This window comes from uncultured Victivallis sp. (assembly GCA_944389935.1).
Taxonomy (GTDB): Bacteria; Verrucomicrobiota; Lentisphaeria; order Victivallales; family Victivallaceae; genus Victivallis.
The window spans coordinates 1-24,613 of record CALXOE010000023.1; the positions used below are offsets into that span (position 1 = coordinate 1).

Sequence of the window (24,613 nt, forward strand, 5' to 3'; positions counted from 1 at the left end):
GCTTTCATTACTTTATCTCCTCTTTTATTGATTGAATAATATATTCCCATAATGTATATTTAACAAGTGATATTCGTTGTAATTGCGATTATTGCGATTCTGGCCGGAATGCTGCTCCCGGCGCTGAATCAGGCGCGGGAACGGGCGAAGAGCTCCAACTGCCAGAGCAATCTGAAGCAGCTTCAGACCGGTCTCCTGTCGTATACGGTCGATTACAATTCGTATTTCCCGATGGCGGTCTATTCGGAATTCGGCAGATCCTCCCGCCGGAATCCGTACTGGATCAGCGAAGTATATTCCTACGTGGGAGCGGGGCAATACGATTTCTCGCTGCCCGAGGGGTTCAAGCTGGCCAAAGTCTTCAGCTGTCCGTCGGCGTCCGAGGACAAACTCCGCAAGTCTGAGGGGATTGTCTGGTCTTCCTACGGATATCCGTGGATGTTTGGAGATTCCCTCCTGACGCGAGAGAAGAACACCTGGTACTACCCGCGGAAGCTGACCCGTTTCCGTCACCCGACCGAACAGGGCGTGCTCGTCGACCTCGACGCGACCAAGAAAGATCAGGATACCAGCGACTTCCTCGATATGTTCGACGGTTACAATCATCTGGATGTTGACCGGCATCGGAACGGAGGATATGTCAATCTCAGTTTCGCTGATGGACATGTCGAAAACAAAGCATTCCACAACGACGACGACTTTACGGAGACGTTCTGCCATGTCGTCGCCCCGTGGATCTGTGAGGATTGCACCAAGTAGTCTGATGTCTTTTTTACAGGATGGATATAAACGGTAAACTTAATACGAGGACTTACCATGAAGAAGATGATACATTTTACCTTGATCGAGCTCCTGGTCGTCGTTGCGATCATTGCGATTCTTGCGTCGATGCTTCTGCCCGCCTTGAACAGCGCCCGGGAGAGGGCGCACATTGCGAGCTGTCAGAGCAACGTCAAACAGCTTGCCAGCGGTGCGCTCTCATATACGGTCGATTACAACGATTACATGCCGATCGCCAATCAGGGTGCGAGCTGGACGAGTCCCAGCCGTGATGAGCCGTACTGGCTTTCGGAAATTTATCCGTATGTGGGAGCGGGGGAATATGAGTTTCCCGTACCGGAGGACTTCAAATTGGCGAATATCTTCAACTGCCCGAGTGCAAGCGAGAAAGAAGTCCGCACGACGAATGACATCGTGTGGTCGTCCTACGGTTATCCCTGGATGTTCGGGGATGCAAGCCTGAACGTTGTGCAACCTACGAATTTCTGGTATTATCCGAGAAAGACAACCCGCATCGGCCATCCGTCTCAGCAGGGTGTCTTTATCGATCTTGACTCCTATCGCCGCAGCAATGATCAGGGGGAATTTCAGGACAAGTATGATGCCTGGCAGCATCTGCCGCTGGGGCGTCATGATGGTAGAACCACGCACAGTTATGTCGACGGACATGTCAGGACAAAGCGCTTCCCCGATGAGGCATCGTTCACGGAAACTTTCCTGCACGTTGTCAATCGGAATTGTCCCAAGTGTTATTTCTAAAATTTAATAAAAGCGTACAAGAGAAGTACGTCCATAAATGAAGGAAATCAAAAATATGAACAGACAAAGTAATTTTACCTTGATCGAGCTCCTGGTTGTCATTGCGATTATTGCGATTCTGGCGGCGATGTTACTTCCGGCTCTGAACAGTGCCCGCGAAAGGGCGCACATTGCGAGCTGCCAGAGCAACGTCAAGCAGCTTGCGAGCGGCGCAGCTGCGTATACGATCGACTATAACGACTTCATGCCGCTTTCCAACCAGGGAGCGGACTGGAACAGTCCGTCCCGCGACGAGATGTACTGGATCCCGGAAATTTATCCGTATGTCGGCGCCGGTGAGTACACGCTGCCGGTTCCCGATGACTTCGTTCTGGCAAAACTTTTCAATTGCCCGAGCGCGAATGAGCAAGAGGTTCATACGGTCGATAACATCACCTGGTCTTCCTACGGCTATCCGTGGATGTTCGGTGACTGGTCGCTCTGCAAGAAGCGCGATATCTGGTATACCGCCAGAAAGACGACCCGCGTCGGTCATCCGTCCATTCAGGGCGTCTTTATCGACCTTGATGCGAACAAGCGCGGCAACGACCGGGATTTTCAGGACAAGTACGACGCCTGGGAGCATCTGCCGCTGGGGCGTCACAATGGAAGAACCACGCACAGCTATATGGACGGACATGTCAAGACGAAGCGCTTCCCGGACAGTGCCTCCTTTGCGGAAACATTCCTTCACATTGTTGACGGCGAGTGTCCGCAGTGCCCGCGTGGGAACGTCATCTGACGGTTTTGTTTCAACAGCTTTTTCTAATTTGGGAATGATTATGCAGAAAAATAAGTTTTATACGATTTTAGCTTCACTCTGGCTCGCGGGAGCGGCTTTTGCCGCCGAGTCGATGTTCGACGAATGCCGCGCCTGGCCGGAGGGGGACAGCGGAGGCGTTGTCTACGAGCAGGATTTCGCCACGGGCGACCTCGCGGTCTTCACCTCCTATCAGGGGTATGAGATCGGGAAGTGGGGTTACAACGGTTCCCCCGGTCTCCGCGCCGAGCGCAAACCCGGTGAGAAATACGGCTTCGTCTCCGTTCCGATTCCGGGGCTGAAGGCGGGTAAGACCTACAAAGTCTCCATGCTCTGCCGCGGCGAGAACATTAAGGGCGAACCGCACGGGTTCTGCATCGAGTTCTCCAGAAACGGACAGTATGACGGCGGTCTCTATGACGCTCAGCCGATCACGAAAGAGTGGACGAAGATCGAACGCCCCTTCGTGCTCAAGGAGGGGCAGGAGGCAAAGGTTTCGCTTTACATCCGCGATAAGGCCTCCGGCACGCTCTATTATGACAATCTGCGCGTCGAAGAGGTCGGCAACCTCTGGTCGGTGCAGCCGACCCGGCTGACGGGACTTGCGCTCTGGACGGACGATTCGTCGTTTGACGTCCATGCCTCGATTCCTGCCGGCGCGAAGAATTTCGCGGTTCTTGCGACCCTCGATCTCAATGGGAAACGGTATGAAAAACTGCTCACCCCCGATGACAATGGGTTCTGCAGCGGCGACTTCGGCGAACTGCCGGCCGGTTCCGGAAAGATCGACTTCACGCTGCTCGACACCGCGGCGAAACGCCGCCTCTTCTCGGTCGCGTACGACATTCAGGTGCGGGATCGCAGCGCTGCTTCCGCGAACGCCGTCACCATCGACAAACATCACCGTCTGATCGTTGACGGGAAACCGTTCATGCCGATCGGCATCTACGGCGCCTGGCAGGGGTCGATGAAGGACGAGGATCTGAAACGCATCGCCGATGCCGGTTTCAACACGCTGCATCTCTATGGGATCGCGTGGCATCGCGGTCCGGGCAAATACGCCACCGACATGGAGGGGATCCGCGCCGGTGTCGACCAGGTCGCCAAATACGGTCTGAAACTCGTCCCGAGCATCAAGGAGATGCTGCATGGCTGGAATCAGAAGGTGGACGATGCGTTCGGCCCGATTCCGGTTGCGAAGAAAATCGTCGAGAATCTGAAAGATCACCCCGCTGTTCTGGTCTGGTACGTCAGTGACGAGGAGGCTCGTTCGCGTATTCCGGACATCATCAAACTGCGCGAAACCGTCGGCGCGATCGACCCCGATCATCCGACCTGGACTCTGACCTGTTTCTACGACGATTTGAACTACTATGCCACTTCCGGTGACATCCTCGGGATCGATCCGTACCCGATCAAGGCGACCCATGGACCGCAGTCGCTGCGCGAATTGCGTGACGCCCTGGCCGCGGGACAGAAGACCGGTGCGACGATCTGGCATGTGCCGCAGGCGTTCAACTGGGCGATCGTCGACAAGAACATGAGCGACGAAGAGTTCCGCAAAACCCGTTTTCTGACCCGCGAGGAGGTGCGTACCGCGCCGCTGCTCGGTGCGATTTATGGAGCGAAAGCGTTCGTCTTCTACGCCTATTACGACATCACCGCGATGGAGAAACGCGCCCCGGAACGCGGAGAAGAGGATTGGAACAATCTCAAGGAGACCGTGCAGCTGCTGCACGATCTTGAACCGTGGATCATGAGCACGGAAGAAGCCCCCGCGGTGACGGTGAACGGCACCGGTGCCGATGAGGTCTGTGCGCGGGCGTTCGTCAAGGACGGCAACGTGTGGGTGGTCGTGGCGTCACTCGGAGCGAAGTGCGATGTGACTCTCACGATTCCGGGGCAGCCCGGTCTCAAATCCCGTTTCGGGAAGATCCGCAATCTCGGCGGCGGGCGCTATGCGTTCTCCGCAGATGCGATCGATTCCGACGTACTGGAGTAAACAAAGAGGCGTGAGAGATGAAGAACCTGTTTTTGATCATAGCCGTTCTTCTCTGTCTGGCGGCGATCGTCACGTATCTGACGCGCGCCGACCACGATGGCGGAACGACGCTTGTGTGGACGGCCGGACTTTCGGCGGATCGGGTCGAACAGGTCGCCGCCTTTCATGAATGGATGAAAAAGACCGGGCGGGTCGACAAAAACGGCGAACCGCTTTTCCGAATCCGGCTGGAAGCCGCTGACAATCAAAGTACATTGATTCAGGCGGTTTCCGGCATGGCGGGCGATTTGATCGACCATGTTCCGGTGAAACGGTATGCGCCGATGGGGGTGTTGGAGGATATCACGGATTTCGCTCGCGAGAACGGACTTGATCCCGGCAACAACTACGGTGCCGCCCGGGACCTGCTGATGTACGACGGCAGACAGTACGCCTATGCGTGCAACCTCTCGGCTTCGGCGCTGCTCTGCAACGTGGATCTTTTCCGGAAATACGACATGGAGGTGCCGCCCGAGGAGTGGACGCCGGAGGAGTTCGAGAAGATCGGGCTGGAATACATCAAGCGCGCGAATGCCGGCAAACGCCGCCAGGAGGCTTTTTTCGCGGCTGCGATGCCGAATGTGATTCTGCCGATCGCGCGCAGCATGGGGTGCGACATGTTCAATGAGACGCTGACCGCCCCGTGTCTGACGGATCCGGCTTTTGTGAAAGCGCTCAAGATCTATCACCGCTGGGTGGACGAGCTGCATCTGATTCCGAACGCGGCGGAGGTCGCTTCCGAGAGTGCGGATAAATCCAGCGTGAACAGCACGACCATTCCGCAGCTTGTTGCGGGACGGTACGCGATGATTTCGACCGGCCGGTATGTGAACATGGACCTGCGCCGGTTCAAGATTGAGCCGGTTCATCTGTCATTCTCACAATATCCCGAGTATGATTTCAAGAATCTGGTGTTTATTTCGCGCAACACGGCGATTTACCGCGGATCGAAACACAAGGAGTACGCGAAGATCTTCCTGCTGTTTCTGGCCAGCCGCGAATACAATGAGCTGCTGATCCGCAGTTCCGACGGGCTGCCGCCGAACCCGAAATGGGCGGAGAACAACCCGGAATATCACAATCCACCGGGGTACGAATATGAGGGCAATCTCCACACGAACGAACTCAAGTGGGCGCGGACGATCGCGTTGCCGGAGAGCCTGAGCCCCTATTATCCGCTGGCGGAAGATAAGATTCTGTACGCCTACGAGCGCGTGGCGGGAGGTCTTTCCACGCCGGAGGAGGCGTTGAAACTTGCGAATGAGGGTATCATGCATTCGATTCGCGATACCGTCAAGAGCGTCGCCTCGTTGAGCGAACGCTATCGCGAAGACTGTGAACTCCAGAAGAAGATTGACCAGTACAAGGCGGAGGGCAGAAAGATCCCGGCAAAGTGGATCAAAAATCCGTTCCATCTCCGCTATTATCGTGAAAAGAATATGCTTGAAGAGTAGAGAAGTGACCATGAAAAAGTCATTATTTCGCCCCCGGTTTCATGCTTCGGGGGTGTTCGGAGTGCGTCCGGGCAATGAGTTTTTGCTCCCGCTGCCGGTGGAGGGCGAGCGAGTTAGCCTGAATTGTGTGAATCCTCCGCCGGATTGTGCATTCGATGCGGCGTCCGGCACATTGCGGGGAAGAATTTCCACTCCCGGGGTGTATCGCGTCAAATTCGAGGCCGAGAATCCGGCCGGTCGGACAACTTGTGAAATCAAGGTGATCGCCGGGGAACAGATTCAGCTCACCCCGCCGATGGGGTGGAACAGCTGGTACTGTTTTTCGGAGGGGGTCAGTGACCGGCGTATCCGCGCGATTGCGGACGCGCTCGTCGAACGCGGTCTCGCCGCTCACGGCTGGAACAGCGTGAACATCGACGACTGCTGGCAGGGAGAACGGGGCGGAAAGCACGGTGCATTGCAGGGCAACGAGCGTTTCCCGGACATGAAAGCGTTGGCGGATTATGTGCATTCCCGCGGATTGCGGTTCGGGATCTATTCGGCGCCGTGGATTTCGACTTACGCCGGGTTTCGCGGCGGCAGTACGGACGGCGGCCGCGAGGAGCGTCTCTTCCTGCCGGAGTCGCAGCGGCTGCAGCCTCATCAGGTGTTCGGGCGTTATCCGGGGCTGCATGAGCTGCAGGTCGACCGCATCGGATCGGAGTGGAAGGTCGGGAACGACATCCGTCAGTGGGCTGAATGGGGCGTCGACTTCGTGAAGATGGACTGGAACCCGAACGATCTGCCGACCACGCGGCGGATCGCTTCCGAACTGCGGGATTGCGGTCGAGACATCGTATTGAGTCTCTCCAACGACGCGGCCGAGGCCGATGCGCAGGCGCTGCTTTCGCTCGCGCAGCTCTGCCGTATTTCGCATGATATCAAGGATCTCTGGTCGAGTATTTCCTCGATCGGGTTCGATCACTCCGCCGTCTGGCACGCGGCGATGGGGCCGGGGCGTTTTCCCGATCCGGATATGCTGCAGATCGGTGCGATCGGCGTGCCCAACACGCCCAATCCGACCTTTTCCCCAACGCGGTTGACGCTGGATGAGCAGCGGCTGCAGTTCACGCTCTGGTGTCTGTTGTCCGCGCCGCTGCTTTTGAGTTGTGACATTGCGGGGATGGATGAGGCGACGTTCCAGCTGCTTACCAATGACGAACTCATCGCCATCGATCAGGATCCGCTGGTTTCTCCGCCGGAAATCCGTGATCGGGGCCGGGGAATTCTCGAGTACCGCAAGAAACTTGCAGACGGCGCGACCGCGGTCGCCCTTTTCAACCGGAGCGATGACCGGCGCTCCTGCCTCATGGACGAGGCGTGCCGGGGACGGGAGTTGTGGAGCGGCGAGGAGCGGGAATTGTGTGGAGAACTGATGGTTCTTCCGCATTCGGTGCAGCTCTACCGGACTCTCCCTGCTCCGTCCAGACAGGATTCCCTGTTCCGGAATGCGATGAGGGGTCAATCGCTGCAGGGGGCGGGAAATCTCTCTGCCGGAACTTTTTGACGAGTCCGTCAAATGATTGGATTCGGGGAGGAACCGAAACACCATGACGAACCAGAGTCAGACCGGGCGGGTTTTCGTCCCGCAGATTCTGAATCCGGACGCGGGCCGGGACGTTGAAACGGTTCTTTCCCGCTTTCTTGATTACGCCGACGGAAATCCTGTGGCTGAGTCATTGACGGAAGTGAGCATTTTCCGAAGTGCGACGCATCTGTTTCTGAACGTCCAGGCCCGGGAACCGTTGGAGATCCTTGCGGGGACTCCTCAGGACGGATATGCTGCCCTGGAGGGAGATCATCTGGAAATCTTTTTCGGGGAGTCCGGTGAAAACAGCTGGTATCGGCATTTTGCCGTCTCTGCCGGCGGCGGGCGATTCAGCGAGTTTGCGGAACTCTCCGACTGGGAGGCCGTGACCGCGATGGCCGACGACCGGTGGAGTGCGGAAATCCGGATTCCGCTGTCACTGCTGCCGTTTGCGGGGGAGTCCGTCGGATTCAACATCGCGCGGCAGCGTTCCGCCGCAAAGCAGCTGCTCGTCTGGGTTCACACGGGATCGGCTTTTCACAACATCGACCGGCTCGGACGGCTCTATTTTCTGCCGCCTGAACCGGAGTGCATTCTGCACGGTCCCTGGGTGTGTCAGCCGGAGTGCTCTTCCGTCGAGATCGGCTGGGAGACGGCAGGCGCGGGCGCTGCGGTCGTGGAGTATCGCCGGAAAGGGGAGGGCGAGTTCCGGAGTGCGTATGCCGACCCGGTTTCCGGCACGGTCCGGCGGGATCGGACGCTTCACCGTGCGCGGTTGGAAAATCTGACTCCGGGATGCGAATACGAGTATCAACTGAAAATGCTTTTCCCCGAACTCGGGAAAGAGTCTCCGGTGACAGGAAACTTTTCTTTCCGCACCAACGCCGGAAACAAACGGGATTTTTCGCTTCTGATCACTTCGGATCTGCATTGCCGGACCGGAGAGCTGCTGCGGATTCTGCGCACTCCGGAGGCGGAAACCGCCGATTTCGGGATTCTGCTGGGAGACATGGTGACCGCTTCGCCGGGGCGGCGCAACTATTATGACGGTTTTCTCGATGCGATGCTCCGGGAGTGGCGCAAACCGTTCGTCATCACCACCGGCAATCATGAATTTCGCGGTTGCGGAGCGGGGGCGTGGTTCGACCTTTTCGCGGGACGGGACGGATCGGGATATTTCACTTTCTCCCACGCCGGCGTATTTTTCATTGTCCTGGATGTCGCGGGGGATTACAATCCCGCGTTGCCGGAGCTGGAGAAGGCATATCGCGACCGGCAGCGCGAATGGCTGCGGACCGTCGCGGCATCCGGGGAATTTCTTCATGCCGACTTCCGGGTGTTGCTCAGTCACGAAGCGTTGATTTCTCCTGAACTGGGATCGCATGCGGTGTTCGAGGTGATCGATGGGATTCTGACCGGGCCGGGCGTGATCGATCTGATGATCGGCGGCCATGAACATTGCTACTGTCGGAGTACGCCGGGGCGGAAAACGCTTTTCTGCAACTCGCCGAAGCTGCAGAGGTATTCCGCCTGGGATCTGCCGTTTCCGGTGGTCCTGAACGATTACTGCGCGCATCTGGAATTGTCACGGCGAGGGGATATATTAACCGTAAGGGCATTCGATTCCACCGGAGAGCACATCGATTCCTTTCCGGTGACGCGCATCGGCACGAAGTGAAACGAATATGGCGAACGTTTTGACGATAAGGACATCATCATGATCATCAAAGATTTCCGTAAGATTCTGCATGGGGGCGATTACAATCCGGATCAGTGGATTCACGTGCCGGGGACGGTCGATCGCGATTTCGAGTTGATGGACGAGGCGCACTGCAACACGTTTTCGGTTGCGATCTTCTCCTGGTCGCAGCTCGAGGTTGAACCCGACCATTTTGAGTTCGGCTGGCTCGACGATGTGTTTGAGCGCTGCGCGAAAAGCGGGAAGAAGCTGTTCCTCGCGACGCCGTCGGCCTCCAAGCCCGCATGGCTGGCAGAACGGTGGCCTGACAGCCGCAGGGCGGACCGGGCCGGCCACCGGGATATTCAGGGGTCGCGGCAGAACAGCTGCTTCTCCTCGCCCGGCTTCCGGGAACGGGTCCGGATCGTGGACCGGAAACTCGCGGAACGGTACGCAAAACACCCCGCTCTGGGGGGATGGCACATCTCGAATGAATACCATGGTGAGTGCGGTTGCGATCTGTGCCGGAGCCGTTTTCACGATTTTCTCCGGAAACGGTATGGCACGCTGGAGAAACTCAATCAGGCATACTGGTCCGCATTCTGGGGGCATCGTTTTACGGATTGGAGACAGGTCGAGCCGTTCGATTCCTCGATGGACGGCGCGGCGCTGGACTGGTGGAGATTCTGTACGGAGGTGATCGTCGACTTTTTCCGCATGGAGATTGACGCGGTGCGGGAGTTTTCGGACGCGCCGGTGACGACCAACCTCATGGGACTCTTCCCGACGTTGGACTACTGGAAGTTCGCGCCTCTGTGCGATTTCATCAGCGACGACTGCTATCCGACCTGGTATGCGGGGGAGGCGGAACGCGAGGGCGCTTCGGTTTCGTTCCGTCACGACATGCACTATTCGATGCGGAACAAGCCGTTTCTGGTGATGGAGTCCTGTCCCGGCATCCCGAATATGATGCCGTACACAAAGCTGCGCCGCCCCGGCGAATTCGAGCGGGAGATGCTCCTCGCGCTCGGCCACGGTGCGGATGGCACGATGTATTTCCAGTGGCGCAAGGGGCGGAACAACTGCGAGAAATTCCACGGCGCGGTTGTCGGGCACGACGGCAGTGACCGGACGATGGTTTTCCGGCGGGTCGCCTCCTACGGGGAGAAACTCGAACGGCTTTCCGGACTGGTCGACGCGGTGCGGGAGCCGGTTGCCGCGGTCATCTACGACTGGGAGTCGAACTGGGCGCTCCGGGAGAGCCATTTTGCCGGAGGAAACGAGATCAAGAAGTGGGATGAGACGATTCAGAACCACTATCGCGCCTTATGGAACAGCAACATCGATCTTGCCGTGATCGACAGTGAACAGGATTTCAGCCGTTACAAACTGCTGGTCCTGCCGATGCTGTTTCTGTTCAAACCGGGCGTGGTGGAGCGCCTCCGGCGTTTTGTCGAAGCGGGAGGAACGGTGGTCGGCACCTATTTTACCGGTTACGTCGATGAGTGCAACAACTGCCAGGCTGGCGGAAATCCCGGCGGGGAGGCGGGGCGCGACCTCTTCGGCGTCTGGAGTGAGGACTTCGACGGGCTTGAGCCCGCCGCGCGTCAGAGCCTCGTCTGGAACGGAAAACGGTATCCGGTCATGGACTATGCCGAAATTCTTCACCCGGAGGGGTCGGCAGTTGAAGCGGTTTACGGAGAGGATTTCTATGCGGGGACTCCTGCCGTCACGTTCCGGAAACTCGGACAGGGGCGTGCAGTCTACATCGGGGCGCGTACCGGGATGGATTTTCTGAACGACTTCTACGGCGCGCTGATAAAGAAAATCGGAATCGATCCGGTTCTGCCCGGGGTACCGGACAGTGTCCGGGCTGCGCGCCGCTTCGCAGTTGACGGAGGGAGTTACTATTTCCTTTACAATTTGTCGAAAGAAGCGCAGACGGTGAAACTGCCGCGGAAGATGTGTGCCGTCTGGGAGGATGGTGCGGACGTTGACTCGGTCACACTTTCATCCGACGGAGCGACTGTGCTGTTCGCGGCCGGGGAGGCGCGCGGCTGAACAGCGCGGTGCGGAATCGGATGATTCCATGCCGGATCGGGCGACGGAGGTCGTCTCCGTTCGACGGGAAATGCGTCCGTATCAACGGATGTGTTTCCTGTTTTTTTTCGATGAATTTACGGGGGAAGATTGATAAAAATCTGAAAAAATTGCGGGGAAAACTTGTTTTTTCAGCGGGAGGGTGTATAAATATGTAAATGAACCGTGCCTGTAAAAACGGTTTTCCTGCTGCGCCGGGCAGAGAATCCGGCTTGACGCGATGCGGAATCAACAGGGTTTGACATAAAAGAACGAGGTGGGATGTGGAGCGAAAAAGTGACATTCGCGCAGAAATCGACAATGCCAGGCTGATGACGAAACTATCCGTCATCGGCGGAATCATCACAGTGGTGGTTCTGTTGATCCCGGTGCTGATTTTCGGCGTGATTAAACCGGATTTGATCGGGTCGGATGTATTTTCCCTCGGTGTAATTCCGTATTCGCTGGCGGTTGTTTTTGCATTTGCCGCAATGATCTACGGCATGCTGAACACCTCTGCGGCGCAGGAAGCGGAGGAGAAGCAGCTGCTGGAGAAACGCAACGACACGCATGCGCTGAATGTGGAGGAGGATGTTCGCTTCACGGCGGGCCGGTCGTTTGAGAACTACAAGAAATACGCTCCTTACGTGCTCTCGATTCTCGGGGCCGTGCTGGTGGCGGCCGTGCTGGTGGCGTTTTCGCGATACTGGGACGGGCGGTTGGAGAAGCCTGCGGTGACCGGGGCGGTTTACGGTCCGGTTGCCTCGGCGGTTTTCGCTGCGCTGAGCTTGTTTGCGGGTGCGTTTTTCGTCGGGCAGTCGCGGCAGCCGGCGTTCCGGTGGCTGCGTGCGTTCGGTGCGTGGCTGCTGGCGGGTTTTGTGATCATGTTCCTCTCGATGATCGTGACGGTGTTCGCCTCGAGCGGCGGCCGTCTTGATACGGTGATCGCGCGGGTGGTATTTGTGATTCTCGCGATACTCGGGGCTGAATTCATCGTAAGTTTCATCATCGAGTTCTACCGGCCGCGGACCATCCGGGAGATGCGGCCGATTTTCGAGAGCAAGCTGCTCTCGCTCTTCACCGAGCCGGGCGGCGTGATGCGCAACATTGCGCTGGCGCTCGATTATCAGTTCGGGTTCAAGGTTTCCGGGACGTGGATTTACAGTTTTCTGGAGAGGTCGTTTTTTCCGGTGGTGCTGTTCTGGGCGTTGATTTTCTGGGGATTTACGATGATCCACGAGGTCGGGCCCAGCCAGGTCGGGATCAAGGAGCGGCTCGGGAAAGTCGTCAGCGAAGAGCCGCTTCAGCCGGGTATTTACTGGACGCTCCCGTATCCGTTCGGAGAGGTCAAGCGTTTCAGCTGCACGGAGATTTATCAGGTTGTGATCGGTGAGCTGCATGCCGACGGTGAAGAGGAGGCCGAAGAGGTTGCCGATGACGGCCACGGTCACTCTCAGCCGCAGAAGAAGAGCACCGGAGGGGAACCGACTCCGGTCGTGCTCTGGACGGCTGCGCACGGCAGTGATACGAACAACTTCATTGTGGCGGTCGAGCCCGGTCTGCGCAGTGCGGAGAGCAAAAGCGAGGATGCGGAGGGGAAAGAAGACCGCAATGCGGCGTCGATCGCATTCATCCGCATGATGATCCCGATCGACTACCGGATCCGGCCTGACGGCGTGATGGATTTTGCCTACCGCAATGCCGACCCGGTTGCGACGCTGACCCGGATCGGGCAGCAGGCTGCGACGGAATATCTGGCGAGCACCTCGATTATGGACATCATGTCCAGCGGTCGCGCGTCCGCGCAGACGGCCCTCAAGGAGCGGATTCAGAAACTTGCGGATGAGCACCACATCGGCATCGAAATTGTGAAAGTCATGATTCTCGACTCGCATCCGCCGGTGGAGAAAGTGGCTCCCGCGTTCCAGGATGTGATTGGAGCGATGGAGGAGAAAGAGGCGACCGTGCTGAAAGCGGAGAGTTACGCGGCCCGGACGGTTCCGGAGGCGGAGGCCGAGGCCGCGCGGATCCGGGCCGAAGCGACCTCCTACAGTTATCGCACGAAGACGATTGCGGAGGCGGAAGCGGGACGTTTCAATACGCAGCTGGTCACTTATCGGATCATGCCGCGCATGTTCCGGCTCAAGGCCTATCTCGATCTGCTGGAGAACGATTGCAGGGACATTCGGAAATTCATCATCGCCTCGGGGCTGGACAACGAGGTATACCAGTTGAATTTCGAGACCAAACAGCAGTTGGATCTCATCGATGTGGATGCGAGCGCGCTGGGTGGAAATTAACGGAATCGGACAAATATCATTTCACATAAAGGGAGGTTTTCCAGGTATGGCAACGGGTAATTTCTTCAAACATTGGCCGACGATGCTGTTGGGCGTGGTGGTCGCAGTGATTCTTCTGATCGCGGTATTCTCCTATCAGCTGAATCAGACTGAGAGCGCCGTGGTTACCACGTTCGGGAGTCCGACGGCGGTGACGGAGCCGGGGCTGCATTTCCGGTGGCCGTTCCCGTTTCAGAAGATTTACAAGTTCGACCACCGGATTCGCTGTTTTGAGGGTGGTTCCGGCAAGATCGAAGAGACGATGACCAAAGACGGGCAGAATATTCTGGTCGGGATCTACATCAACTATCGGATCAACGCGGTGGAGAAGTTCTTCCGGACGCTGGAGAACATGACGAATGCCGAAGAGCGTTTGAACAGTCTCATGCGGTCGGCCAAGAATACGATTTTCGGCCAGTACCAGTTCGGGCAGATCATCAACACGAATCCGGAGATGATGAAGCTCGGCGAGATTCAGGACAAGATTCTGGCGCAGCTCAAGGCCGACACTTCGGAATACGGTGTTGAGATCATCAGCGTCGGAATCAACACGATCAATGTTCCGGAGCGGATCTCCGACAAGGTGTTCGACCGGATGATCGAGGATCGCAAGGCCGTGGCAGCGGGCTATCTGGCCGAGGGAACCCGTCTCGCGTCCGATATCCGGATCAAGGCGGATCAGGACAAGGCGGTGCTTCTGGCGAAAGCGGAAGCCGAGGCGCGTGTGATTCGCGCGCAGGGTGATGCGGATGCGGCGAAATACTATTCGGTGTTCAAGGAGAATCCGGATCTTGCGGAATTTCTGCGCAAGCTCGACTCCCTGCGCCAGGTCATGCAGGGGCAGACGGTACTGGTTCTCAACACCGATGTCGCGCCTTTCGACCTCCTGAAACCGGGTGCCGAGATGCTCGGACCGGTCAAGCAGGTCAAGCAGGTCAAGGACGCGAAGGATGGAGAATAAGTCAAGATGGAAGAAACCAAAAGCGTAATCAAAGGCGAGTTCGACCGCTCCGGACAGTATGACTCCGGTCTGAAGTCGCTGGTGAAGAGCCTGCAGTGGGCGTTCGCATTTCTGCTGGTGGTCATCATCGGACTCATGGTCTATTTTGTGACGGCGGGCGGCTACTTCTCTGTTGAACCGCAAAATGCGGTGATTGTCATGCAGTTCGGCAAGATTGAGAACACCTACACCTCCGACGGGCACTGGTTTCTGCCGTATCCGGTCAACCGCTGGGTGAAAGTGCGGACCAACCAGCAGTCGCTGCGGGTTGATTTTCTGCCGGCGGAGACGCCGGACGGTGCGCCGCCCCAGGCGCTGGTTCCCGGGAAAGACTCCTATCTCATCACCGGGGATGCGAATATCATCCATTCGACGTGGCGTGTAACCTATCACGTCGCGAATCCAGCGAAGTATTACGAATCGCTGGCGACGCCGTTCGATCCGACCAGTCCGGATACGCCGGAGAAAGATATCAACGGTTTTGTCGGAACGCGGGGGCCGCAGACGCTGCTGCGGAATCTGTTCCGGGCGGCGGTAATTGAGGTAACCTCCGGAAAGACGGTCGATTCGATGCTGTACAGCGGGCGTGCGGCCTACTCTGATGCGGTCCGCAATGAATTTGCCCGGCAGCTCGCTGCGATCGACTGCGGGGTTGAGGTGGATAACGTCACGCTGGAGCAGGTGTTCCCGCCGCTCAAGACGAAATCGGCTTTCGACGAGGTGGCGGCCGCCTCCAACACGGTCGATTCGCTGCGCAGCAAGGCCGAGCAGTACGCCGTTCAGGCCGGGAATGAGGCCCTGGCCATGCAGACGGAGCTGATTTCAAGTGCAACGACCTACAAGGAGATGGTGGTTTCGGAAGTGAAAGCCGAGAGCATCTACTTCCAGAAGATTTACGAGCAGTACCGGAACGATCCTGAAACGGTGCTTATGACGCTCTACACCAGCACGCTTGCGGATGTGCTGCAGAAGCAGCAGGGGAAATACATTCTCGGCTCTTCCGGAACCGGGTCAAAGCAGGTTCGGCTCCTGCTCAATCATGAACAGAAGAAACAGCAGACTCCCGCCGGCGACGCTGCGGAGGAGAAATAATCATGGCTGAAATTGTGAAAAACGAACATCAACATACCGGGAACTGCGCCTGCGGCTGCCATGAGCACGCTCATGAGCACAACCACAACCATGAGCACGAACACGAACATGAGCACCGGGGATACTGCCCGTGCGGCCATGATGCTGTCGAAGGTGGAGTGGGGCATGACCGGGCGATGGGGCGGATCTTCTTTGCGATTCTCGGCGGTCTGCTGACGGTCAACTCGTTCCTGCTGGAGTGGCTGCTGCCGGGGCAGGAGTTCGCTTCGAAGATGAGTGCGCTGTTCGGCGCGTTTGTTCTGGCATTTCCGATCATCATCACGGCGATCAAGGATCTGGTAAACGGAAAAGTCTACATGAATGAGCTTGTGGCGCTCGCGATCCTCGCGGCGCTGGCGAGTGCGGATTTCCAGACGGCGGGGATCATCGCGTTCTTCCTGCTGCTGACGATCATCATCGAGACGCGGACGGCCAGCGGAGCGCAGCGCTCGATCGAAGAGCTCATTAAATTGACGCCGAATACGGCGCGCCGTCTTGATGGCGAGGCGCGGACGGAGGTTGAAGTTCAGGTTACCGAGCTCAAGATCGGTGACCGTATCCGTGTCCGGCCCGGTGAGAACTTTCCGGTCGATGCGCGGATCGTCTCCGGAGAGAGCACGGTCAATCAGGCGTCGATCACAGGCGAGTCGCTGCCGGTGGACAAGAGCGTCGGTGACGACGTGTTCGCCGGAACGCAGAACCTGACCGGTCTCGTCGACCTTGAAGTGACGAAAGTCGGCGAGGATACTACACTCGGCAAGGTCAAGGAGATGATTCTTCAGGCTGAGCAGAGCCGCACTCCGGTGGTGCGGATCATCGACCGTTACGCGGGTTATTACACGCCGACAGTGCTGATGCTGGCATTGATTACCTGGTATTTCTCGGACGGAGACATGAATCGAGTCATCACGCTGATGGTGATCTCGTGTCCGTGCGCGGTGGTGCTGGCGACGCCGACGGCGGTGGTTGCGGCGGTTGCGGCGGCGGCGCGTCTCGGCATTTTCATCAAGAATGTGGCGCATCTGGAACTTGCGAGCAAGATCACGGCGTTTGTGTTCGATAAGACCGGTACGCTGACCGACGGGCTGCTGTCGGTGGTGAAACTCAATCCGTTCGGGGAGGTGTCTCCTGCGGAACTGCTGAAAGTGGCGGCCTCGGCGGAACAGTACAGCAACCACCCGACCGCGGTGGCGCTGCAGAAGCTGGCGACGGAGGCGTCGCTCGATCTGGATTCCGCGAGCGACTTCCACGAGACTCCGGGTAAGGGTGTGACGGCGAAGATCAACGGCATTGTCTGCATGGTCGGCCGGGCGAACTGGCTGGCGGAGCAGGGGGTTGTTTTGCCGGACAAACACGATGCCGATACCGAGGGTATGAGCGTGATGTATGTGGTGAGCAACGGCCGGATGCTCGGCTGGATCGGGCTCAAGGACAAGTTGCGTCGGGAATCCCCGGCGATGATTGCGGATCTGCGCCGTCTCGGGGTGCGGTTTATCGCGATGGTGACGGGCGACCGCAAGTCGGTGGCCGAATCTGTGGCCGCGCAACTTCAGATCGACGAATATCGCAGCGAATGCCTGCCCGAGGGCAAGGTTGAATTTGTCGAACGGATCAAGGAGAGTTCGCGGGTTGCGGTTGTCGGTGACGGTGTGAATGACGCGCCGGCGCTCGCCGCGGGCGATCTCGGCATCGCGATGGGAGCGATCGGCAGCGACGTGGCGATCAACAGTGCGTCGATTGCGCTGATGACCAACGATCTGCGTCGGATTCCGATGCTGGTGTATCTGTCGCGCAAGTCGCGTATGATCATCAACCAGAATCTGGCGTTCGGGATGTTGTTCGTGTTCGGCGGTATTCTGCTGTCGGTGTTCGGCTGGATGACGCCGATCTGGGCTGCGGTGCTGCATGCGGGCAGTACCTTGATCATCATCTTCAACAGCGCGCGTCTTGTCCGGACCGGTGAGGAACTGACACTCGAGGAGCAGACGCAGAGCCGTGAAGACGCGGACGGGGAAGAGTAATCCATACTATCATTTGAGGAATCGATCATACGATGGCTGAACAGCGTGAATCAATCGTAAGGGCCGTTGGGCTCACCAAGGTGTTCCGGGATTTCTGGGGCCGCCCGAAAGCGAAGGCGGTGAATGACATCTCGTTCACCATTGAACCCGGTGAAGTGATCGGTCTGCTGGGGCCGAACGGCTCCGGAAAGTCGACCACGGTGAAGATGCTTCTCGGGCTTCTGTACCCGACCGGGGGAATTCTGAACGTGCTGGGGCGTTCGCCCCGGGCGGTTGAAACCAAGCGCGAGATCGGTTATCTTCCGGAGGAGTCCTATCTCTACAAATATCTGACGGCGGAGGAGACGCTGGACTTTTTCGGGTCGCTGTTCAACCTGTCGCGCGCGGACCGGAAGATGCGCATTGAGCAGCTTCTCGATATGGTTGGAATGGCGCATGCGCGTCGCCGCCGGGTCGGGGAGTTCTCGAAAGGCATGGCGCGCCGGATCGGTCTGGCGCAGGCGATGATCAACGATCCGGAGTTTCTGATCCTCGACGAGCCGACTTCGGGACTCGATCCGCTCGGCTGCCGGGAGGTCAAAGATTTGATCCTGACGTTGAAGAAGCGCGGCAAGACGGTTTTGATCACAAGTCATCTGCTCAGTGATATCGAGGATGTTTGCGACCGTGTGATCATTCTTTACGGCGGCAAGGTCCGGGCGATGGGCGGGCTCAACGAGCTTCTGACGGTTTCCGACGAGAACCGGATCGTGACGCCGGCGCTGCCGCAGGCGGCGATGAACGAGGTTCTGCGGATTCTGCGTGAGAATCTCAAGGGCGAGACGTTCCAGGTGGACCATCCGCGGCGCACGCTTGAGGAGTTCTTCCTCGACGTGATTTCCAAGGCGAAATCCGACAAGGTCGAGACGGCCGGCGTCGCCGGTGGCGGCAAGATTGCGGAATATCTGTCGCGCGGGGACGAGAAGTCCGCGGTGCTCGAGTCCCTGGTGCGGGAACCGTCCGTCCCGGTCGCACCGGCCGAATCGCCGGCCCCGGCGGAAGAGGAGGCACAGCGCAAAGAGAATGTCGGGAAGAAACTTGAGAAGCTGACCGGTGAGCCTGCGCCGGTCGCTCCGGAACCGGAGCCGGTCAAGGTGAAAGAGGATCAAAACCTCAAAGAGGCCGACGCCAGGCTCAATGATATTCTGGGAAATCGTAAATGAAGTCATTCTGGGCAATCGTAAAACTGACCTGCCGCAATGCATTCCGGTCGCACATCTTTCAGTTGCTGCTGCTGTTGCTGCTGCTGGCGGTGATTATCATTCCGTCGACGGTTTCGGGCGACGGGACTGCGGGGGGATTCATCCGGGTATCGCTGCTGTACAGCCTCTCGGCGGTCAGCTCGATACTTGCGTTGTCTTCGATCTGGCTGGCCTGTCATGCGATGACGCAGGATATCGACAGCTACCAGCTTCACATGGTTGTCACCAAGCCGGTTTCGCGGATCCGGATCTGGCTTGCGAAATGGGTCGGGGTTTATCTGGTGCATCTGATTCTTCTTGTGCTGGCGACGACCGCGATTTATTTCATCATTCTCTACAAATACAATGAACAGGATTTCCCGGAGAAAGATCGCGAGAAGATCCGCAATGAGGTGATGGTCGGTCGTCGTGTCTTCTGGCCGAAGCGGGTTGATCTGGAGAAAGAGAGCCAGGAGCTGGTCAAGGCGAAGATCGAGCGTTCGCGTGCCCGCGGACTCGACCCGGATACCTCGCCGTCCGCACAGGATAAGATGCTCAAGGAGGCCCGGCTGGAGGTCATGAGCCGCGACTCCGAGGTTGAGCCCGGCATTCCGAAGGAGTTTGTGTTCACGGGGATTCCGCACGATTTGAAGAAGCCTCTGTTCCTGCGGTATCGTCCCTATGTCGGCAAGATTGCGAGCGAGGGGCAGCGCATGACCCGTTCGCTCTGGATCGTCGGCATTCCGCGCCGGGTCGAGAATACGGCGCCGGCGGCGAACGTGTTTGAGGAGAACAGTCGCAAAGAGCGTTACATGTATACGCCGCAGGTGATGTCGGAGTATCCGGAGCAGGTCATGTCCGGTGAGTTTCACGAGAAAGTCCTGCCCGCGAGCTGGAACGCCATTGCGCCGGACGGGACGGTTTCGTTTGCGTATGTGAATTACGATGAGGCGCAGGCCAAACAGTATTTCCAGCCCGGTGACGGGCCGCAGCTGCTCGTCGAAGTGACGGGATTTTTTGAGAATTACATGCGTGCGGTTGGAATCATCGCGTTGGAGTTGCTGATTCTCAGCGGGCTCGGTTGTGCGTTCGGCGGGATTTTGACGCTGCCGACGGCGATCTTCGTGGCGGTGTCGTATATGCTGTTCGGGAGCATTGCAGTTTATATGACCAGCCAGGACTATCTGGCTGGAGCGGCTGACCACATCGGGCAGGCGATTGCGAAACTGCTGCTGCTGGTGGTGATTCCGCTGCAGGCGTTTGAGGTTTCCGGGCAGGTTGCGAACGGCGAAGTGATCGAGCTCGCCCATTTCTGGGCGCTGTTCCGGAGTTATTTCATCTACCGGGCGCTGCCGCTGTTTGTGCTCGGAATGATTTTGTACCGGCGGCGTGAACTGGGATTGGTGATACGCAAATGAGTAAATTCCGAACACTTGTCATGTATTTTGTGCTGGTGTGCGTGACGCTGGTGCTGCTTTTCGGAGTGGGCCGGGTCGAGCGCCGGCTGGACAATGCTGTGGCTGAGCATCATCTGCGCTTCACCGGTCAGATCAAGAATGCTCCGCCTCTGGTGACGTTTACGACGGTGGCGCTCGGCAGTTTCCGCGGATTGGTGGCGGACCTGCTCTGGCTGCGCGCCGGATCACTTCAGGAGAAAGGCAGTTATTTCGAGATGGTTCAGCTTGCGCGCTGGATCACCGATCTGCAGCCGACTTTCTCCGGGGCGACGGCCTATCTGGCGTGGAATATGGCGTACAACATCTCGGTCACCTGTTCGAGTTTCGAGGACCGGTGGCGCTGGGTCAATGAGGGGATCAAACTCATCCGCGACCAGGCGATCGAATACAATCCGGAGGATCCGATTCTGTACAAGGAGCTCGCGTGGATTTTCCAGCATAAGCTCGGCAACATCATGGACGATGCGAATCTCTACTACAAGAACCGGCTGGCGATTCTGGTCACAAATGTGGTCGGCACCAATCCGGACTGGGAGGGGATGGCGGCCGCGCCCGTGGGAGAGCGGGAGTTCATGAAAGTCTACCCGGAAGATCACCGGATCTGGAAAGCGGCACAGGCTGCGGGGTATGAGAATTACGCGATGCTCTATGCGGCATTCAAGTCCACGGAGCCGGCCGCGCTGCCGCAGCCGTTCGTGAACCGCCTCGGCGATGATGAGGAGCTCGTGAAGAAGCTGCGGGACTATTTCCATGCGGAGTATTTGCGGGAGAAGCTCAAGCTCGACTCGAAACTGATCGTGGAGATCAACAAGGAGTACGGCGACATGGACTGGCGGGTGCCGGAGTCGCAGGCGATCTACTGGGCGACGATGGGGATCAAGCGGACGCCGGGTCATAAGGATTTGAGTTGCGACCGGATCATCACGCAGTCGCTTTACGAGGCGTTCCGCAGCGGGCGCATTCTGATGATCGATGAGACTGCGTTCGAGACGATCACGCTCGTTCCGAACATCCAGCTGGTCGATGCGGTATTCGATCGCTACAAGGAGGTTCAGGAGATCTACGAGAAAGACAACAACTACTCGACTTTCCGCAGTGCCCGGATCAACTTCATCAAGGAGGCGATCTCGATTCTGTGGAACTACGGCAGCTTCAGCAAGTCTGCGGAGTATTACAAGAAGCTGCAGGCCGAGGAACCCGGTTCGCACAAGCTGCCGCTTGAGGCGTTCGTCATGCAGCAGTGGGCGGAAGAGGTTCGCGATGCGAGCGTGAAGAAAGCCAGCGAGATCGTTTCGGGGCTGATTATGCGGAGCATGTTCTACTTGATCTACAACGATCACGATGCCGCAGTTGCGAATGAACGTATGGCGCGTTATATTTACAACAAATATCAGAAAGAGATGGGAGGGGAAGCGCGTACCACTCTGCCGCCGTACAACGAGATGAAGAAATCGATGGTCGAGACCCTCAGCAAGACGCTGAATCCGGTCATGGCCGAGATATTGAAACAGAGAGTGCAGGAAGATCAGGCGGCGGCTCCGGCGGTCGGCCCGCTGAAGTCGGATCAATAGCAGGGACGCGGAAAGCGGAGAAACAGACCGCAACGGAGGCGGTCGCTTTCCGGTTCAAATCGCCCGAGTCGGGCAGAAGAGAGAAAACGTTGGAGGAATGGTTTATATTTTTCGGGGCCATTGCAGTGGCGATGGTCACGTCGCACGTCTGTTCTTTGATGGAGGCGGCTCTGCTGAGCATCACGCCGAGTCAGCTTGCCGAGCTGCGGCAGAAAAGCCCGAAAGTCGGTCAGGTCTGCCAGGCGCTGAAACATGATATCGACAAGCCGATCGCGGTGATTCTGATTGCCAACACGGCGGCCCATACGATCGGCGCGGCCGTGGCGGGCGGAGCGGTCAGCGAGACGATCGGCAATCAATATATGGGGGTATTCACCATCCTCTTCACGCTGTTGATGGTGCAGTACACGGAGATTCTGCCCAAGACGCTCGGAGTCAGATTCAATCAGGCCGTGATGCGTTATGCGGCGCGTCCGCTTCAGGTATCGATCTGGGTTTTGCTGCCGCTGATCCGGCTGACACACTTCATCAACCGTCCTTTCGAGCTGCGTCGTCCGGAACGTCCGAGTACGGCGGATGAGATTTCCGCGCTGGCGGCGCTGGCGCGCAGTTCGCAGGTGATCTCGACCCGACAGGAGCGGATCATCCGTGCGGTTCCGCGGTTGTCGGAGCGGACCGCGTCGAAAGTGATGCTGCCGGTGGAGAATATCTCGTTCCTGAGTTCGGATCAGACGGTTTCCGATGCGATCAATGCGACCGGAACCGATTTCCACACGCGCTATCCGGTCTGCGACGAGGGCGACCGGAACAAGGTGCTCGGGTATGTGAACTTCAAGGAGCTCGTTGCGACGCAGCGGACACACCCGGGGACACAGCCTCTGACCGATATTCTGCGGCCCATCGCGTTTGCGGAGCCGGACGATACGGCGTCTGAACTGCTCGAACGGTTTGCGAGCCAGCACTGTCACATGACGATTGTGCGTGACCCGAAAGACGGTCGGACGCTCGGCCTCGTCACGCTCGAAGACATTGTCGAAGAGCTGCTGGGGGATCTGGACGATGAATTCGATCCGCTGCCGCGGACGTTCTACTCCCCGAGCGAATTTTTCTGGGTGGTCGGCGGCGGTGTGCCGATGACGCTGCTGACGCGCGATACGCACCTCGATCTGCCGCGCCGGGCCGAACCGGTGGCGGTCTGGTTTGCCCGGATGCTGAAGCGCCCGCCGAAAGTCGGGGATACGATTCGGCACGGCAACGCGGAGTTCTATGTCCGCAAGATCCGGCGGGGCCAGGTGTGGGAGTTCAATTTGAAACGGATCAAATTCGAGGGATGAGCCGCATGATTCGGAGTTTACTTCTGACTGGCGCCGCGGCGCTTTTTCTGGTTGCCGGGTGCATGAATTTCGAGTATGTCGGCCGGGAGTTCGCGCCGACGCCGATGTCGGAGCCGGTCGCTTACTATGTGAACCGCGAGCAGCTTCCGCCGGGAGAGTTCCGGATCATGGGGCGGGCGGAGATCACGGCGCCGGACGGGACGGACGGTTATGATATTCAGGAGCTGCTGCTCGAGAAAGCGCGGAGCTATGGCGCGGATGCGGTCTGCCTCGTGAGTGCCCGCAAGGTCCCGGTCGGTTATTACGAGCGCGAGGAGGTCAATCAGGGACCGCAGTTCCCGCTTGACCCGGCGAATGTGGGATTCAGCGGAGCCCCGGAGCCGCTCGCGGCGGAACTCGCGGAGTTCGGCCGGCCGCAGACGCTCAGCAGTGCGGTGGGAACCCGCCTCGAGGTTGAGGTCAAAGCGCTTTTTCTGAAGAAGAAAGCCGAGCTTGAACGGCTGATTGCCGAACAGGATCAGGAGCTCGAAGAGATTCTGGGCGCCCCCTCAGAGCCGTCGCGGCAGAGCCCGGCGGAAGAGAAAACTCTGCCGGAAGAACCGGCAGAGGAGAGTGCCGCGGAGGCGGCTTCGGTTCAGGAGTAGGGACGCAGAGTCAGGGCGACTTCTTCCGGGGAGAGTTCGCGGAACGCGCCGCTCGGGAGGTCGCCGAGTTCGAGTCCGCCGATCCGGATGCGGCGGAGCTCCAGGGTCGGAGCTCCCGCGGCGGCGGTTATTCGCCTGATTTCGCGTTTGCGCCCCTCGTTGAGGACGATCCGGTATCGGTATTTTCCGACGGGGTCGATGGAGATGACGCGGAGGAGTTCCCCCTGGTCGAGAATCCCGGAGCGGATTCGGGCGAGTTCGGCTGCGGTAAAGTCGCGGGTGACGCGGACGAGATAGGTTTTCAGAATCTCATGGCGCGGATGCGTAATTTGCGCGACATAGTCGCCGTCGTTGGAGAAGAGGATCATGCCCTCGCTCTCCTTGTCGAGCCGCCCGGCGGAGAAGAGCCGCACGGGAGGGTCGAGCCGGATCAGGTCGACGGCTTTCCGCCGCGCGTGCGGGTCGGAGTTGGTGCAGACATAGCCGCGCGGTTTGTTCAGCATGATATAGTGGAGCGTCCCGGCCGGTTTGACGGGTTTCCCGTCGCAACAGACGGAGTCGGCGGGGGAGACCCGGAATCCGGGCTCGAATACGGTTACGCCGTTGACGGCGATGCGGCCCGCCTTGACGAGGTCTCCTGCGGCGCGGCGGGAAGCGACTCCGGCTGTGCTGAGAAATTTGACCAGTCGTTCCTGTTGCTCGGGCATTTTGTTGCGGCTCCTGTTTTTTTGACATTGAT

18 protein-coding genes are annotated in these 24,613 nt (G+C 58.3%); 17 read left to right on the top strand and 1 reads right to left on the bottom strand.

Annotation, left to right across the window (positions count from 1 at the left end; genetic code table 11):
* The first annotated feature begins 66 nt into the window (after window positions 1–66).
* The 17 genes from Q0J85_RS08380 to Q0J85_RS08460 all read left to right on the top strand — a co-directional run bounded on the left by Q0J85_RS08380 (window position 67) and on the right by Q0J85_RS08460 (window position 23,874).
* The gene (locus Q0J85_RS08380; RefSeq protein ID WP_294480272.1) at window positions 67–759 is read left to right on the top strand and encodes a DUF1559 domain-containing protein; all 693 of its coding nucleotides are present in this window, start codon (window positions 67–69) and stop codon (window positions 757–759) included.
* A 57-nt stretch (window positions 760–816) separates the two neighbouring features.
* Entirely contained in the window at window positions 817–1,539 is a 723-nt protein-coding gene (locus Q0J85_RS08385) for a DUF1559 domain-containing protein (RefSeq protein ID WP_294480273.1), read from the top strand.
* A 55-nt stretch (window positions 1,540–1,594) separates the two neighbouring features.
* Window positions 1,595–2,320, top strand: a complete 726-nt coding sequence (locus Q0J85_RS08390) for a DUF1559 domain-containing protein (RefSeq protein WP_294480274.1) — start codon at window positions 1,595–1,597, stop codon at window positions 2,318–2,320.
* Between the two features lie 40 nt (window positions 2,321–2,360).
* Window positions 2,361–4,340: a carbohydrate binding domain-containing protein gene (locus Q0J85_RS08395; RefSeq protein WP_294480275.1), complete on the top strand. Its 1,980-nt coding sequence runs from the start codon at window positions 2,361–2,363 to the stop codon at window positions 4,338–4,340.
* Between the two features lie 17 nt (window positions 4,341–4,357).
* Window positions 4,358–5,833 carry an ABC transporter substrate-binding protein gene (locus Q0J85_RS08400; protein WP_294480277.1) on the top strand — a complete coding sequence of 492 codons (1,476 nt, stop codon included), beginning with the start codon at window positions 4,358–4,360 and terminating at the stop codon, window positions 5,831–5,833.
* Between the two features lie 10 nt (window positions 5,834–5,843).
* The gene (locus tag Q0J85_RS08405; protein WP_294480279.1) at window positions 5,844–7,379 is read left to right on the top strand and encodes a glycoside hydrolase family 27 protein; all 1,536 of its coding nucleotides are present in this window, start codon (window positions 5,844–5,846) and stop codon (window positions 7,377–7,379) included.
* A 43-nt stretch (window positions 7,380–7,422) separates the two neighbouring features.
* On the top strand, window positions 7,423–9,078 hold the full coding sequence (locus Q0J85_RS08410) for a metallophosphoesterase (protein WP_294480281.1): 1,656 nt from the start codon (window positions 7,423–7,425) through the stop codon (window positions 9,076–9,078).
* Between the two features lie 39 nt (window positions 9,079–9,117).
* Complete coding sequence (locus Q0J85_RS08415) at window positions 9,118–11,139, top strand: beta-galactosidase (protein WP_294480284.1); 2,022 nt, start codon at window positions 9,118–9,120, stop codon at window positions 11,137–11,139.
* 302 nt (window positions 11,140–11,441) lie between these two features.
* Complete coding sequence (locus Q0J85_RS08420) at window positions 11,442–13,457, top strand: SPFH domain-containing protein (protein WP_294480285.1); 2,016 nt, start codon at window positions 11,442–11,444, stop codon at window positions 13,455–13,457.
* Between the two features lie 46 nt (window positions 13,458–13,503).
* The gene (gene hflC, locus Q0J85_RS08425; protein WP_294480287.1) at window positions 13,504–14,457 is read left to right on the top strand and encodes a protease modulator HflC; all 954 of its coding nucleotides are present in this window, start codon (window positions 13,504–13,506) and stop codon (window positions 14,455–14,457) included.
* A 6-nt stretch (window positions 14,458–14,463) separates the two neighbouring features.
* A complete protein-coding gene (locus tag Q0J85_RS08430; RefSeq protein ID WP_294480289.1) occupies window positions 14,464–15,588 on the top strand; it encodes an SPFH domain-containing protein in 1,125 nt (374 codons plus the stop codon).
* 2 nt (window positions 15,589–15,590) lie between these two features.
* The gene (locus tag Q0J85_RS08435) at window positions 15,591–17,648 is read left to right on the top strand and encodes a cation-translocating P-type ATPase (protein ID WP_294480292.1); all 2,058 of its coding nucleotides are present in this window, start codon (window positions 15,591–15,593) and stop codon (window positions 17,646–17,648) included.
* Between the two features lie 32 nt (window positions 17,649–17,680).
* Window positions 17,681–18,850: an ABC transporter ATP-binding protein gene (locus Q0J85_RS08440; RefSeq protein ID WP_294480294.1), complete on the top strand. Its 1,170-nt coding sequence runs from the start codon at window positions 17,681–17,683 to the stop codon at window positions 18,848–18,850.
* Entirely contained in the window at window positions 18,847–20,286 is a 1,440-nt protein-coding gene (locus tag Q0J85_RS08445) for a hypothetical protein (protein ID WP_294480295.1), read from the top strand. The genes Q0J85_RS08440 and Q0J85_RS08445 overlap by 4 nt, the downstream gene beginning before the upstream one ends.
* Window positions 20,283–21,896 (top strand): hypothetical protein, encoded by a 1,614-nt coding sequence (locus Q0J85_RS08450; RefSeq protein ID WP_294480299.1) that lies wholly within the window; start codon window positions 20,283–20,285, stop codon window positions 21,894–21,896. The genes Q0J85_RS08445 and Q0J85_RS08450 overlap by 4 nt, the downstream gene beginning before the upstream one ends.
* An 89-nt stretch (window positions 21,897–21,985) precedes the next feature.
* Window positions 21,986–23,230: a hemolysin family protein gene (locus Q0J85_RS08455; RefSeq protein WP_294480302.1), complete on the top strand. Its 1,245-nt coding sequence runs from the start codon at window positions 21,986–21,988 to the stop codon at window positions 23,228–23,230.
* A 5-nt stretch (window positions 23,231–23,235) separates the two neighbouring features.
* A complete protein-coding gene (locus Q0J85_RS08460) occupies window positions 23,236–23,874 on the top strand; it encodes a hypothetical protein (RefSeq protein WP_294480305.1) in 639 nt (212 codons plus the stop codon).
* Here the strand turns inward: Q0J85_RS08460 and Q0J85_RS08465 are convergent.
* Window positions 23,865–24,581 (bottom strand): pseudouridine synthase, encoded by a 717-nt coding sequence (locus Q0J85_RS08465; protein ID WP_294480308.1) that lies wholly within the window; start codon window positions 24,579–24,581, stop codon window positions 23,865–23,867. The two genes, Q0J85_RS08460 and Q0J85_RS08465, sit on opposite strands and share 10 nt — an antisense overlap.
* Window positions 24,582–24,613: the final 32 nt, after the last annotated feature.

Bases quoted from the DNA above. Each gene is read 5' to 3' on its own strand.
- Q0J85_RS08385 (WP_294480273.1), top strand. From the start codon at position 817: ATGAAGAAGATGATACATTTTACCTTGATCGAGCTCCTGGTCGTCGTT.
- Q0J85_RS08390 (WP_294480274.1), top strand. From the start codon at position 1,595: ATGAACAGACAAAGTAATTTTACCTTGATCGAGCTCCTGGTTGTCATT.
- Q0J85_RS08395 (WP_294480275.1), top strand. From the start codon at position 2,361: ATGCAGAAAAATAAGTTTTATACGATTTTAGCTTCACTCTGGCTCGCG.
- Q0J85_RS08400 (WP_294480277.1), top strand. From the start codon at position 4,358: ATGAAGAACCTGTTTTTGATCATAGCCGTTCTTCTCTGTCTGGCGGCG.
- Q0J85_RS08405 (WP_294480279.1), top strand. From the start codon at position 5,844: ATGAAAAAGTCATTATTTCGCCCCCGGTTTCATGCTTCGGGGGTGTTC.
- Q0J85_RS08410 (WP_294480281.1), top strand. From the start codon at position 7,423: ATGACGAACCAGAGTCAGACCGGGCGGGTTTTCGTCCCGCAGATTCTG.
- Q0J85_RS08415 (WP_294480284.1), top strand. From the start codon at position 9,118: ATGATCATCAAAGATTTCCGTAAGATTCTGCATGGGGGCGATTACAAT.
- hflC (WP_294480287.1), top strand. From the start codon at position 13,504: ATGGCAACGGGTAATTTCTTCAAACATTGGCCGACGATGCTGTTGGGC.
- Q0J85_RS08430 (WP_294480289.1), top strand. From the start codon at position 14,464: ATGGAAGAAACCAAAAGCGTAATCAAAGGCGAGTTCGACCGCTCCGGA.
- Q0J85_RS08435 (WP_294480292.1), top strand. From the start codon at position 15,591: ATGGCTGAAATTGTGAAAAACGAACATCAACATACCGGGAACTGCGCC.
- Q0J85_RS08440 (WP_294480294.1), top strand. From the start codon at position 17,681: ATGGCTGAACAGCGTGAATCAATCGTAAGGGCCGTTGGGCTCACCAAG.
- Q0J85_RS08445 (WP_294480295.1), top strand. From the start codon at position 18,847: ATGAAGTCATTCTGGGCAATCGTAAAACTGACCTGCCGCAATGCATTC.
- Q0J85_RS08450 (WP_294480299.1), top strand. From the start codon at position 20,283: ATGAGTAAATTCCGAACACTTGTCATGTATTTTGTGCTGGTGTGCGTG.
- Q0J85_RS08460 (WP_294480305.1), top strand. From the start codon at position 23,236: ATGATTCGGAGTTTACTTCTGACTGGCGCCGCGGCGCTTTTTCTGGTT.
- Q0J85_RS08465 (WP_294480308.1), bottom strand. From the start codon at position 24,581: ATGCCCGAGCAACAGGAACGACTGGTCAAATTTCTCAGCACAGCCGGA.